Consider the following 12223-nt stretch of genomic DNA (forward strand, 5'->3'; position numbering starts at 1 on the left):
CCAGGTGCGTTATCTAATAACTTTATTTTTGAGTCTTGCGGTACTCGTTACCGCAGGTTGCGGTTTTCGTTTACAAGGAACAACGCAAATTCCTGAAGAATTGAAAACATTGCAGCTGAGTTCAAACGATCCATACGGCTACCTGACACGTGCCCTTCGGGAACAATTGCGACTCAATAACGTGACGATCCTCGAAACAGGCAACGCGAGCGTCCCTATTTTGAAAATCACAAGTTCCAGTGAAAATACTGAAACTGTATCGATTTATCAAGATGGTAAAGCTGCTGAGAAACAATTAACGTTCACTATGAATGCGCAGGTTTTAATGCCAGATGGTGCAATATACCCGCTGCAAAGCCGTGTAGAACGTACTTTCTTTGACAACCCATTAGAAGCACTTGCAAAAGATGCGGAAAAAGAGATTGTTAAGCAAGAAATGCAAGAGCAGGCGGCACGCAATATCGTCCGCAAGTTACTGTTGGTTCACTCAGCTGAACTTGAAAAAGCGAAAGCTCAAGCCGCTGAAGCTAACACGCAACCATAATGACGCGTATTTACCCTGAACAGTTGGCCTCTTCGTTACAAGAGTCTCTAAGAGGCCGCTATTTAATTTGGGGCAATGAGCCCCTTCTTCTTCAAGAAAGTCAGGATGCGATTCGTAAAGCCGCTATTGAGCAAGGGTTCGAAGAGCATTTTACTTTTGCCCTTGAGCAAAACACGGATTGGGATGAAATTTTTAGCTTGTGCCAAGCACTGAGCTTATTCGCCAGCCGTCAAACACTCACTTTACTGCTCCCCGAAAATGGCCCAAATGCGGCAATGGCGGAAAAATTAAACCAGCTTTCTCAATTATTGCACGCCGATTTACTGTTGGTGCTGCGTGGGCACAAGTTAACCAAAGCCCAAGAAAACAGTGCTTGGTTTAAAGCTATTAGCCAAGATGCGATTTATGTCAGCTGTTTAACGCCTGAATACCAACGCTTGCCTCAATGGGTGTCTAAGCGCGCATACAATATGCGGTTATCCCTCGAAGCTGAAGCAAACCAATTGCTTTGCTATTGTTATGAAGGGAATCTATTGGGGTTAGCTCAAGCTCTTGAGCGACTTTCATTACTCTACCCCGATGGCAAATTGACCTACCCACGAGTTGAAAGCGCGGTGAATGATTCCGCACATTTCACCCCTTTTCATTGGGTTGATGCCCTATTAGCGGGGAAATCTCGCCGCTCATGGCATATTCTTGAGCAACTTCAACATGAAGATGTTGAACCTGTTATTTTATTGCGCTCAATCCAACGAGAATTAATGCTGTTGATCACCTTAAAACGCCAATCAGCGACTACACCTTTAAAAACCTTATTTGACCAACACAAGGTCTGGCAGAACCGCCGTGGCGTGATGACTGAAGCTTTGCAGCGTTTAAGTTTGCATCAATTACAATCTGCACTCATGTTATTAACTCAAGCAGAGGTTCACATTAAACAAGACTTTAGCCATTCTGCATGGCCCGATCTTCAATCCCTGTCTATGTTGCTGTGTGGCAAATCATTTGCAGAGAATTTTATTCATGGTTAATCAGTTTGCTTTTCCAAAAAAAAATACGGGTCTGCAAGCCTTATTTGGCGGAACATTCGACCCCATCCATTATGGTCATTTGCGCCCTGTTCAAGCACTCGCAAAGCAAGTTGGGTTACAAAAGGTTCTTTTGCTACCAAACCACGTTCCGCCTCATCGCCCGCAGCCTGAAGCAAGCCCATCCCAACGATTAGAAATGGTAAAATTAGCCATTCAAGGTAATCCGTTATTTACAATTGATACACGGGAACTCGAAAAAAATTCGCCATCTTATACCATTGAAACATTGACAGAATTACGCCAAGAAAAGGGCTCGACGCAACCTTTAGCGTTTATTATTGGGCAAGACTCATTACTTTCCATTAATACCTGGCACGGGTGGGATAAAATATTAGATAACTGCCATTTACTGGTTTGCTCACGTCCAGGGTATGCAACACAATTTACTGACCCGAAAATGCAAGCATGGCTTTCACAACATAAAACAGCCCAGCCCGAAAAATTGCGCAGTACACCCCACGGTTATATTTTTTTAGGGGATACACCGCTTATTAATATTTCCGCTACAGAGATACGCCAAAAATTAATTGCAGGTGATAGCTGCCGTGATTTAATTCCTGAAGCTGTTTTACAGTATATTCACCAGCAAGGTCTTTACCAACGATAAGGCCTTTCTCTTAATACATTACAGTTAGGGTAAGGCGCAAAGAAATATTGTCCCTTGAGGTAGTCATCGGGATATTGCTGTAGCAATTGCTGCATCATCATTAATGGCCGATTAATGGGCAAATAACCTTCTCGATAATCATTAATTAACCACAACAATCGTTTTTTCTCGTCTTGAGTTGCTTTATGTTTAAAATAGCCTTGCATATGGCTAAGTGCATTTACTTGAATATTTTTAGGCGCTACGGTTGCAAATATTTCCATCAAGCTCGCTTTATATTGATTAAAAAATAACGTCAAATTACTGCCTTTGCGAATAGTCGCCACTAGACGACCTGTTAATTGATACCCCACAGGGGAGTACGCCATAATCAAATATTTATGACGACTATGAAATTGAATTATTTCATGATGAGTTAACCGCTGTTGCAAATATTCAAGCCGTTGCAAGGTATATAATTGCGTTAAAAAAGCATCCCAGTGGGGTATATCTTGCAATTTATCTCCCGTTAAAATAGGTATATTCGCAGGAAATAACCCGATTAATTCGGATAGATTCGATAATGAGCAGACCACTCCCAACGCCCCCGCTGTACAAGAAACACTCGATAGATTGGTTATGGATTCCACAATAGGAGCGATGTCATCCTGTATTTCTATCGGGAGGTGATTAATCCCTTCAAACATAAACACTTGAGGCTTAATTATTTGCACTCTGTTCATCCCATTCTAAAATATTTGTTAGGGTAAAAATTTCTTTTGTTATTTTGTAAAGTTAACACAAACTTCTTGCCCAAATGAGCAGATATCCCTATAAATTTCACTTCAAAATGAATAAAAAAGAATTTAGCCGATTTTTCTTAAAATCTAGGGTAAAATGACTCTGCTGAAAATGAGTCTAATTCGTTTATTGGCAGCAAACTATTTGTCTATAAACTACAAACAGTATTTAACATCATATTCTGTTTGTTTGAATAAAAGGTGAACCTTTTGCAAGGAACTGAACTCCAAAAATTTATTATCGAAAGCCTCGATGATGCGAAAGCCGAAGATATCATCACTATCGATGTTCAAGGGAAATCAAGTATTACCGATCAGATGATCATCTGTACAGGAACCTCAAGCCGCCATTTGATGTCCGTCGCTGACAGGTTGATTGACGCTTGCCGTAAAAACGGGTTAATGCCGTTAGGTGTTGAAGGGCAAGGAATTTCTGATTGGATTGTTGTTGATCTTGGCGATGCCATCGTTCACATCATGCAAGATGAAAGTCGCCGTATGTATGAATTAGAAAAACTCTGGAGCTGAGGTTGAAATTACAGCTCATTGCCGTTGGAACAAAAATGCCGGACTGGGTTCAGACCGGCTTTATGGATTATCTCCACCGATTTCCTAAAGATATGCCGTTTGAACTAACGGAAATTCCGGCAGGAAAACGTGGAAAAAATGCCGATATCAAGCGTATTTTGGAAAAAGAAGGCGAGTTAATGCTTGCCGCAGTAGGGAAAGGTAATCGCATTGTCACACTGGATATTCCAGGTGACCGCTGGGATACCCCAAAACTCGCTGTCCAACTTGATAAATGGAAACAAGATGGTCGAAATGTCAGCTTGTTGATTGGTGGTCCCGAAGGCCTTGCCCCTGCTTGCAAAAAAGCAGCGGAGCAAAGTTGGTCATTGTCACCACTTACGCTACCACACCCTTTAGTTCGAGTCCTTGTTGCCGAAAGTCTTTATCGGGCATGGAGTATTACGACTAATCACCCTTACCACAGGGAATAGTCAGGTTTTAATATGTTCAAAATGGCAATGGGATGAAAACACAACGCACCCCTTTTCGCGACCATACCGCTGAATCTGTCTTATTTATTCGCCGAGCGCTTATTGCCTTCGGCGTGATTGTTATTTTGACTGCCATTCTTGTCACTAATTTGTATCATCTGCAAATTGTTCGTCATGAAGATTATCAAACTCGTTCAAATGATAACCGAATCAAATTAGTCCCTATTGCGCCAAGCCGCGGAATTATTTATGACCGACGAGGAACACAACTTGCGCTTAACAGCACATTCTATCAACTAGAAATCATTCCTGAAAAAGTCGATGATTTAAAAGAAACACTTGAAAAATTACGCAATGTTGTCGATTTAACCGATGAAGATATCACTAACTTTGAAAAAGAGCGTAAACGTTCACGCCGTTTTACCTCTATTGCACTGAAAACTCAACTTAATGAAGTACAAGTAGCGCGCTTTGCAGTTAATCAATACCGCTTTCCTGGTTTAGAGGTCAAAAGCTACCAGCGCCGTTCTTACCCTTATGGATCCGCATTAACTCACGTGATTGGCTACGTCGCAAAAATTAACGATAAAGACGTAGAACGCTTGGATAAAGAAGGCGTATTGCCAAACTATGCTGCGAGCCACGATATTGGAAAATTAGGCATTGAACGCTTTTACGAAGATATCTTGCACGGTAAAACAGGCTATGAAGAAGTCGAGGTCAATAGCCGCGGTCGCGTGATCCGCCAGTTACATGAGCAACCGCCTCAAGCAGGGCGTGATATCTATCTCACTATCGACCTAGAACTACAAACTTATATCGAAAAACTGTTAACCACCAGCCGCGCCGCTGTCGTCGTAACCGATCCTCGCAATGGAGAAATACTGGCTTTGGTATCAAACCCGAGTTATGACTCAAACTTGTTTGTTAATGGTATCTCGAACAAAGATTATCAGGCGTTGCTAAATAACCCAGATAGACCGCTTATTAACCGCACTACTCAGGGGCTCTATCCTCCTGCATCAACGGTAAAACCATTTATTTCGGTTGCTGCCCTAAGCGAAAAAGTAATCACACCGAATACCACCATTTTTGACCCTGGCTGGTGGCAACTTCCTGGCTCAGAAAAACGTTACCGTGACTGGAAACGTTGGGGGCACGGTAAATTAAATGTTGTTAAATCGATTGTTGAATCAGCGGATACTTTCTTCTATCAAGTCGCTTATGATATGGGGATAGACCGTCTTTCTGCGTGGATGACGCGTTTTGGTTTCGGAGAATACACAGGCATTGACCTTGCGGAAGAACGTTCAGGTATCATGCCAACCCGAGAATGGAAACAAAAGCGTTATAAAAAACCCTGGTATCAAGGAGATACAATTCCGGTTGGAATAGGACAAGGCTACTGGACAGCAACACCAATCCAAATGTCTAAAGCATTGATGACGTTAATCAATGATGGCCAAGTCAAAACCCCTCACCTGCTGTATGGCACGAAACTGGGTAACGCAATGGTGCCTTATGAAGATAAGGAAACCAAGCAAATTGGTGACATTCATTCGGGATATTGGGAACTGGCTAAACACGGTATGTATGGTGTCGCAAATGCGCCGAACGGTACGGGTCGTCGCAGCTTTATTGGCACCCCCTATAAAGTGGCTGCCAAATCAGGAACTGCACAGGTTTTCAGCTATGAAACCTATAATGCAAGTAAGCTGGCAGAACATTTACGTGACCACAAATTAATGATTGCTTATGCACCTTATGATAAGCCAACAATTGCTGTCGCGATTATTTTAGAAAACGGCGGTGCAGGTCCAGCAGTTGGTGATATTGTTCGCCAAATATTTGACCATGTCCTGCTTGGCGATAACCGAACTGAAGTTGTCTCATCAGCAGCAGGTGTGGGGGAAGATCGCTAATGCGTGTTTTAAGAACCTTTTTTATGAGCAATAAAGATTATGACTGACGATAAGAGAAAAAATTCATTATCAACGCGTCTGCACATAGATGTACCTATGTTATTGATCATTATTGCATTACTTGCTTACAGCGCGTTTATCATGTGGAGCGCTAGTGGGCAAGACCCTGAAATGATGGAAAGAAAACTTGGGCAAATTGCCACAGGTTTTATTGTCATGATTGTGATGGCACAAATTCCTCCTCGGATGTATGAAAGTTGGGCGCCGCACTTATTTATTTTTTGCGTGATTTTACTGATTTTTGTAGATGTGTTCGGGCAAATAAGTAAAGGGGCTCAACGTTGGTTAGATTTAGGCTTTGTACGTTTTCAGCCATCTGAAATCGCTAAAATAGCCGTTCCTCTGATGGTAGCGCGCTTTATGAACCGCGATTCGTGCCCGCCTTCATTTAAAAATACACTGATTGCCTTAATACTGATTTTTGTTCCAACACTACTCGTTGCCGCACAACCTGACCTTGGAACCTCTATTTTAGTCGCGGCTTCAGGGCTGTTTGTTCTCTTTCTTGCGGGGATGAGCTGGCGGCTTATCGCCGTTGCAGCCATCGCACTTGCCGCCTTTATCCCGCTGTTATGGTTCTTCTTGATGCATGATTATCAAAGAGCTCGCGTGATGATGCTACTCGATCCTGAAACAGACCCGTTAGGTGCTGGCTACCATATCATTCAATCTAAAATCGCCATTGGCTCTGGTGGGCTCATGGGCAAAGGTTGGTTACATGGTACGCAATCTCAACTGGAGTTCTTACCAGAAAGGCATACCGACTTTATTTTTGCTGTACTGGCAGAAGAACTGGGTTTGGTTGGTGTTCTTATTCTTTTAGGTCTCTATATACTGCTAATCATTCGTGGGCTGTATATCGCCGCAAGTGCACAGAATACGTTTGGCCGAGTGATGGTTGGCGGTTTGATCTTAATCCTTTTTGTTTATGTATTTGTTAATATCGGCATGGTAAGTGGTATATTACCCGTTGTTGGGGTCCCCCTCCCCTTGGTGAGTTATGGGGGGTCTGCCTTAATTGTATTAATGGCTGGGTTCGGTATTATCATGTCGATACATACACACCGAAAATTTCTATCCAAAAGTTTATAAAATGAGGCTTAGTATGCGTTTACAATGGATAATGCTTGGCATCACTGCCGCGCTACTCAGTGGCTGTGTGACAGAAGACGTTAAGCAGGCACCACAAGTGCCGACAAATGTGCCAACACAAGATGTATTAGGTGCAGAGCCTCATTATGAGCCATATCATCCGACGGCAAATAACGACTATTCCCGTAATGGGCAACAATATCAAATTGTTCGCGATCCAGCTCAATTTTCACAAGTCGGTTATGCATCAATTTACGGTGCTGAATCGACTGGCAATATGACCGCAATTGGTGAGCGCGTAAACCCCGTTGAATTAACGGCTGCACATCCTACGCTACCAATCCCAAGCTATGTTCGCATTACCAATATGATGAATGGCCGTATGATGGTCGTTCGTGTTAATGACCGTGGCCCTTACATCCCAGGTAAAAGTATTGCAGTTTCCCGCGCAACGGCAGATCGCTTAAATTTAATGCCGACAACAAAAATCAAAATTGATGCAATTTCAGTTGCACAAGATGGCAGTTTATCTGGTGCAGGTACCGTTGGCTCCAACTTTGTCAAACAAAGCTATGCCCTGCCAGGACGTCCACAATTAGGTTCAGGCCCAATGGGCACACCTGTAATGGAAAATTTACCAACGCCAGAAAATGCACTGCCAGTTCAACAACCTAAAGAACCAATGCAGCCCACCATGCCTGACATGAGCTTGCAAACACCAACGCCTACACCTGCGCCTCAAGCTGCGAGTGAAGAAGCGGTACCTGAACGCGGCTTTTTAGTTCAAGCAGGGGCAATTAGTAGCCAAACCAATGCACAATCGATGCTAAATGAGTTAAAAAACCAGTTTAATGTGCCTGGTCGTCTCCAACCTTACAATGGAATTTACCGCGTACAATTAGGGCCATTTAGTACAAGACAACAAGCTGTCGAGGTTCAAGGGCGTTTGCAGTCCGAACGCAACCAAGCTTCGATGGTTATCGCACCTTAAGGCTTCAAATATGTGAAGAGGAAAGAGATAACACCACTTCACATATGAAAAAGATAAAATGCAATAAAATGATTGGCGCAATGTAAAAGGGGCTTTTTTGTTCACTCACTCTTTTGCTACACTGCGCCTCCTTGTGTTAACCGAATTTCGGATGTAATGGTACAACCATGAATAATGTCGCTCCATCACGCATTGTGCGTCACACTGTGCTGGGTTCTGCACTGCTGCTTTTGACTGCCAATATTGCAACTGCTAATGAAACTTTTCCAAATACCTCAATTCCTGCGGCACCGCCAATTGATGCAGAAGCTTATATTCTGATTGATTATAATTCAGGAAAAGTCCTCGCTGAAAGTAATGCAGATCAGCGCCGTGATCCTGCTAGTTTAACCAAAATGATGACGAGCTACGTGATTGGTCAAGCGATTAAATCAGGTAAAATTGGTGCGAATGACATGGTCACGGTAGGTGAAGATGCATGGGCAACAGGAAATCCTGTGTTTAAAGGCTCCTCATTGATGTTTTTAAAACCAGGCGATCGCGTCAGTGTTTCTCAGTTAACGCGCGGTATTAACCTGCAATCAGGTAACGATGCCTGTGTCGCGATGGCGGATCATATCGCGGGTGATCAAACCAATTTCGTTCAGCTAATGAATGGCTATGTGAATAAACTGGGCTTGAAAAATACCCATTTCCAAACGGTTCATGGTTTGGATGCCGATGGGCAGTATAGTTCAGCACGAGACATGGCACTGATTGGCCAAGCACTCGTACGTGATGTCCCTGAAGAATATGCTATCTACAAAGAAAAAGAGTTTACCTTTAACAATATCCGCCAAACAAACCGTAATGGCCTGTTATGGGATAAGAGCCTCGCAGTTGATGGGATCAAAACGGGTCACACTAATGCCGCAGGGTACAACCTAGTTGCCTCTGCAACTGAAGGTGACATGCGTTTAATTTCTGTCGTTATGGGAGGCAAAAGTAGCAAAGGCCGTGATGCAGAAAGTAAAAAATTATTAACTTATGGCTTCCGTTTCTATGAAACAGTAAAACCACTGCAAGCAGGGGTCGATTTTGCCAGTGCACCCGTCTGGTTTGGTGATGAAAACGAGGTCAAACTCGGTGTTGTCGAAGATCTCTACCTGACTATACCGCGTGGTCGTTTAAAAGACTTGAAAGCCAGCTATGAACTATCCACTACAGAGCTGCAGGCCCCATTAACAAAGGGCCAGCAGGTGGGGACAATTAGCTTCCAACTAGATGGCAAAACTATCGAGCAGCACCCATTAGCGGTGCTGAAAGATGTTGAAGAAGGTGGTTTTTTCAGTCGCCTAATCGACTATATTAAACTGTTATTCCATCGCTGGTTCGGCTAGCCCTTGAAACGAAAATAAGTCATCCCCATATAGTAAGTATCAATATGTTTGTTGGATGAAGACAACTCATTGGCTGGTTTGATACCAGCCAATCTTTTTCAACCAGCGACACAATTTAAAAAAAATTAGGAGTGCCCATGAAAACGAAATTAGGTGAACTGCTTGAGTTCCCATGTCCATTAACTTACAAAGTAATGGGCTTGGCACAGCCTGAACTGGTTGATCAAGTGATTGAAGTGGTTCAACGCCACGCACCAGGTGATTATGCCCCTGATGTCAAACCAAGCAGCAAAGGTAATTATCACTCAGTGTCGATTACCATTAATGCCACCCATATTGAACAAGTTGAAACCTTGTATAGTGAATTAGGTGCATTAGAATTAGTGAAAGTTGTTCTTTAATGAACGCTTAACTGACAAGCCGAATAGCATCACTGCTGTTCGGCTTTTTTGTTTTATGGGTTAGATAAATAACAAATTAATAACAAAGCAAACTGGAGATATGCTTTTTGCGGAGTTATACTGCCTTCATTTGAACCGTTGGACACAAAATTTTGTCAGACAGAAGCATCATCATTCGCCAACTTGGCCATGCACCTTATCAAACGGTTTCTGATGCCATGCACCAATTTACTGAGTGTCGCACCGCAAAAACCCTTGATGAAATTTGGCTTGTTGAGCACCCGCGTGTTTTCACTCAGGGGCAAGCAGGGAAAGCTGAACATGTTTTAGCTCCTGGAGATATCCCTGTCATTCAAAGCGATAGAGGCGGCCAAGTCACCTATCATGGTCCTGGTCAGCAAGTCATGTATGTTATGCTTGATTTAAAGCGCAATAAAATTGGCGTACGTGAACTCGTCACTGCGCTGGAAAACACGGTGGTAAACACTCTAGCCCATTTTAATATTGAAGCTTACCCTCGCCCTGATGCCCCTGGTGTTTATGTTAATGGGGAAAAAATTTGCTCTCTTGGGTTACGCATTCGCCAAGGTTGCTCATTCCACGGGTTAGCATTAAATATTGATATGGATCTTGAGCCGTTTAACCGTATAAACCCGTGTGGTTACAGCGAGTTGAAAATGACTCAAGTCTGTGACCTCGCCCCCAAAGTGTCATTATCTGATGTTCAGCCTGTGCTAATTAGCCAATTCTGTGACACACTGGGATTTCATATTGTTCAATAATAATGCTATAATTTTTTAACATTTTTAAAAAATTTTTTAATGGGTGAGTTACGGCGCTCCCTGTATTTTGTTTAGAATTAGAACTTATCCATCAGCATAAAAGATAACTGGAACCGTCATATTATGAGTAAACCAATTCAGATAGAACGCGGAATTAAATATCGTGACGCCGACAAAATGGCGCTGATCCCTGTCAAAAATGTGGTGACTGAACGCGAAGAAATTCTACGCAAACCTGACTGGATGAAAATTCGGCTTCCCGCTGACTCAACACGTATACAAGGTATCAAAGCAGCGATGCGCAAAAATGGCCTTCACTCCGTATGTGAAGAAGCCTCCTGCCCAAATCTATCTGAATGCTTTAATCATGGTACAGCTACCTTTATGATCTTAGGGGCTATTTGTACCAGACGCTGTCCATTCTGTGATGTTGCCCACGGCCGTCCTAACGCACCCGATGCAAATGAGCCTGAAAAATTAGCGCAAACGATCAAAGACATGGCATTACGTTATGTGGTGATCACCTCTGTTGACCGCGACGATCTGCGTGATGGTGGCGCACAACATTTTGCGGATTGTATCAGTGCTATTCGCGAGAAAAGCCCATCGATTAAAATCGAAACCCTAGTCCCCGATTTCCGTGGCCGTATGGATCGCGCATTAGAAATCTTAACGGCAACACCACCTGATGTGTTTAACCACAACCTTGAAAACGTGCCACGTGTTTATCGCCAAGTTCGCCCGGGTGCAAATTATGAATGGTCACTAAAATTACTCGAAAAATTCAAAGAAGCTCATCCTGATATCCCAACCAAATCAGGTTTGATGGTTGGCCTTGGTGAGACTAATGCTGAAATCATTGAGGTTATGCGGGATTTACGTCGCCATGGCGTAACCATGCTGACCCTTGGGCAATACTTGCAGCCGAGCCGTCACCATTTACCTGTAAAACGCTACGTAAGCCCTGCAGAGTTCGATGAGATGAAAGAAGAAGCGATGGCAATGGGCTTTACCCATGCAGCTTGTGGGCCTTTTGTACGCTCATCTTACCATGCTGACTTGCAAGCTAAAGGCGAAGAAGTGAAATAAGTACTCAATTTATTCATTTAGTCACCTAGAGACCTGATTTGGGAAACCGAGTCAGGTTTTTTATTGCCAATCATTCCTCAGTTTTTTCCATAAAAAAACTCGCTCCAGTTAACTAGAGCGAGTTTACAGCTGTTCGTTTCTGATTGTTAATTGTTTAAATTACAGAGAGACAACGTTAACAGCAGATGGGCCTTTAGCACCTTCAGTGATTTCAAATTCAACTTTCTGGCCTTCCGCTAGGGTCTTGAAACCGTCGCTAGCAATCGCAGAAAAGTGAACAAAAACATCTTTGCTGCCATCTTCTGGAGTGATAAAACCAAAACCTTTAGATTCGTTGAACCACTTAACGTTACCTTTAACTTTAGACATCAAATTATTACCTTTAAAATAAAATAGACACACCATCTGTATCAAGCTCAGTACATCAGATCTCTGAGTTACTTGTCTACAACCTAGATCACGAAAACCAACTAAAATGATAAAAA

14 protein-coding genes are annotated in these 12223 nt (G+C 42.9%); 12 read left to right on the forward strand and 2 right to left on the reverse strand.

Annotated elements, in window-relative coordinates:
- The first annotated feature begins 4 nt into the window (after positions 1 to 4).
- From lptE to nadD, 3 genes are read left to right on the forward strand one after another with little or no spacing between them, the layout of a single operon-like run.
- Complete coding sequence (gene lptE / locus AABS66_RS18260) at positions 5 to 544, forward strand: LPS assembly lipoprotein LptE (protein ID WP_206085265.1); 540 nt, start codon at positions 5 to 7, stop codon at positions 542 to 544.
- The gene (holA, locus tag AABS66_RS18265; RefSeq protein WP_206085264.1) at positions 544 to 1575 is read left to right on the forward strand and encodes a DNA polymerase III subunit delta; all 1032 of its coding nucleotides are present in this window, start codon (positions 544 to 546) and stop codon (positions 1573 to 1575) included. Before lptE ends, holA begins: the two co-directional genes overlap by 1 nt.
- Positions 1568 to 2242 carry a nicotinate-nucleotide adenylyltransferase gene (gene nadD, locus AABS66_RS18270; protein WP_206085263.1) on the forward strand — a complete coding sequence of 225 codons (675 nt, stop codon included), beginning with the start codon at positions 1568 to 1570 and terminating at the stop codon, positions 2240 to 2242. The genes holA and nadD overlap by 8 nt, the downstream gene beginning before the upstream one ends.
- Here nadD and AABS66_RS18275 read toward each other — a convergent pair.
- The gene (locus tag AABS66_RS18275) at positions 2230 to 2955 is read right to left on the reverse strand and encodes a DUF1722 domain-containing protein (protein ID WP_272574310.1); all 726 of its coding nucleotides are present in this window, start codon (positions 2953 to 2955) and stop codon (positions 2230 to 2232) included. The two genes, nadD and AABS66_RS18275, sit on opposite strands and share 13 nt — an antisense overlap.
- A 267-nt stretch (positions 2956 to 3222) precedes the next feature.
- Between AABS66_RS18275 and rsfS the strand changes: the two genes are divergently transcribed.
- The 9 genes from rsfS (at position 3223) to lipA (ending at position 11738) form a co-directional block, all read left to right on the forward strand.
- Positions 3223 to 3549, forward strand: coding sequence for a ribosome silencing factor (gene rsfS / locus AABS66_RS18280; protein WP_206085261.1), 327 nt, complete (start codon positions 3223 to 3225; stop codon positions 3547 to 3549).
- Between the two features lie 2 nt (positions 3550 to 3551).
- Positions 3552 to 4022, forward strand: coding sequence for a 23S rRNA (pseudouridine(1915)-N(3))-methyltransferase RlmH (rlmH, locus tag AABS66_RS18285; RefSeq protein ID WP_430225265.1), 471 nt, complete (start codon positions 3552 to 3554; stop codon positions 4020 to 4022).
- 32 nt (positions 4023 to 4054) lie between these two features.
- On the forward strand, positions 4055 to 5944 hold the full coding sequence (gene mrdA / locus AABS66_RS18290) for a peptidoglycan DD-transpeptidase MrdA (protein WP_206085259.1): 1890 nt from the start codon (positions 4055 to 4057) through the stop codon (positions 5942 to 5944).
- A gap of 39 nt (positions 5945 to 5983) precedes the next feature.
- Positions 5984 to 7096 carry a peptidoglycan glycosyltransferase MrdB gene (mrdB, locus tag AABS66_RS18295; protein ID WP_272539839.1) on the forward strand — a complete coding sequence of 371 codons (1113 nt, stop codon included), beginning with the start codon at positions 5984 to 5986 and terminating at the stop codon, positions 7094 to 7096.
- A 13-nt stretch (positions 7097 to 7109) separates the two neighbouring features.
- Positions 7110 to 8087: an endolytic peptidoglycan transglycosylase RlpA gene (rlpA, locus tag AABS66_RS18300; protein WP_206085257.1), complete on the forward strand. Its 978-nt coding sequence runs from the start codon at positions 7110 to 7112 to the stop codon at positions 8085 to 8087.
- A 167-nt stretch (positions 8088 to 8254) separates the two neighbouring features.
- Positions 8255 to 9466, forward strand: coding sequence for a D-alanyl-D-alanine carboxypeptidase DacA (dacA, locus tag AABS66_RS18305; protein WP_206085256.1), 1212 nt, complete (start codon positions 8255 to 8257; stop codon positions 9464 to 9466).
- Between the two features lie 137 nt (positions 9467 to 9603).
- On the forward strand, positions 9604 to 9867 hold the full coding sequence (gene ybeD, locus AABS66_RS18310; protein ID WP_047756149.1) for a DUF493 family protein YbeD: 264 nt from the start codon (positions 9604 to 9606) through the stop codon (positions 9865 to 9867).
- A 218-nt stretch (positions 9868 to 10085) separates the two neighbouring features.
- A complete protein-coding gene (gene lipB / locus AABS66_RS18315) occupies positions 10086 to 10649 on the forward strand; it encodes a lipoyl(octanoyl) transferase LipB (protein ID WP_241016873.1) in 564 nt (187 codons plus the stop codon).
- A gap of 123 nt (positions 10650 to 10772) precedes the next feature.
- Positions 10773 to 11738: a lipoyl synthase gene (gene lipA, locus AABS66_RS18320; RefSeq protein ID WP_206085254.1), complete on the forward strand. Its 966-nt coding sequence runs from the start codon at positions 10773 to 10775 to the stop codon at positions 11736 to 11738.
- A 159-nt stretch (positions 11739 to 11897) separates the two neighbouring features.
- Here lipA and cspE read toward each other — a convergent pair whose 3' ends face one another.
- Entirely contained in the window at positions 11898 to 12107 is a 210-nt protein-coding gene (gene cspE / locus AABS66_RS18325; protein ID WP_206085253.1) for a transcription antiterminator/RNA stability regulator CspE, read from the reverse strand.
- Positions 12108 to 12223 lie beyond the last annotated feature (116 nt).

It is taken from the genome of Providencia sp. SP181, assembly GCF_050446505.1.
Classification (GTDB): Bacteria; Pseudomonadota; Gammaproteobacteria; order Enterobacterales; family Enterobacteriaceae; genus Providencia; species Providencia vermicola.

Excerpts from the sequence above, each read along its gene's own strand:
- mrdB (WP_272539839.1), top strand. The coding sequence starts at position 5,984 with ATGACTGACGATAAGAGAAAAAATTCATTATCAACGCGTCTGCACATA.
- nadD (WP_206085263.1), top strand. The coding sequence starts at position 1,568 with ATGGTTAATCAGTTTGCTTTTCCAAAAAAAAATACGGGTCTGCAAGCC.
- lipA (WP_206085254.1), top strand. The coding sequence starts at position 10,773 with ATGAGTAAACCAATTCAGATAGAACGCGGAATTAAATATCGTGACGCC.
- ybeD (WP_047756149.1), top strand. The coding sequence starts at position 9,604 with ATGAAAACGAAATTAGGTGAACTGCTTGAGTTCCCATGTCCATTAACT.
- holA (WP_206085264.1), top strand. The coding sequence starts at position 544 with ATGACGCGTATTTACCCTGAACAGTTGGCCTCTTCGTTACAAGAGTCT.
- rlpA (WP_206085257.1), top strand. The coding sequence starts at position 7,110 with ATGCGTTTACAATGGATAATGCTTGGCATCACTGCCGCGCTACTCAGT.
- cspE (WP_206085253.1), bottom strand. The coding sequence starts at position 12,107 with ATGTCTAAAGTTAAAGGTAACGTTAAGTGGTTCAACGAATCTAAAGGT.
- lipB (WP_241016873.1), top strand. The coding sequence starts at position 10,086 with ATGCACCAATTTACTGAGTGTCGCACCGCAAAAACCCTTGATGAAATT.
- dacA (WP_206085256.1), top strand. The coding sequence starts at position 8,255 with ATGAATAATGTCGCTCCATCACGCATTGTGCGTCACACTGTGCTGGGT.
- mrdA (WP_206085259.1), top strand. The coding sequence starts at position 4,055 with ATGAAAACACAACGCACCCCTTTTCGCGACCATACCGCTGAATCTGTC.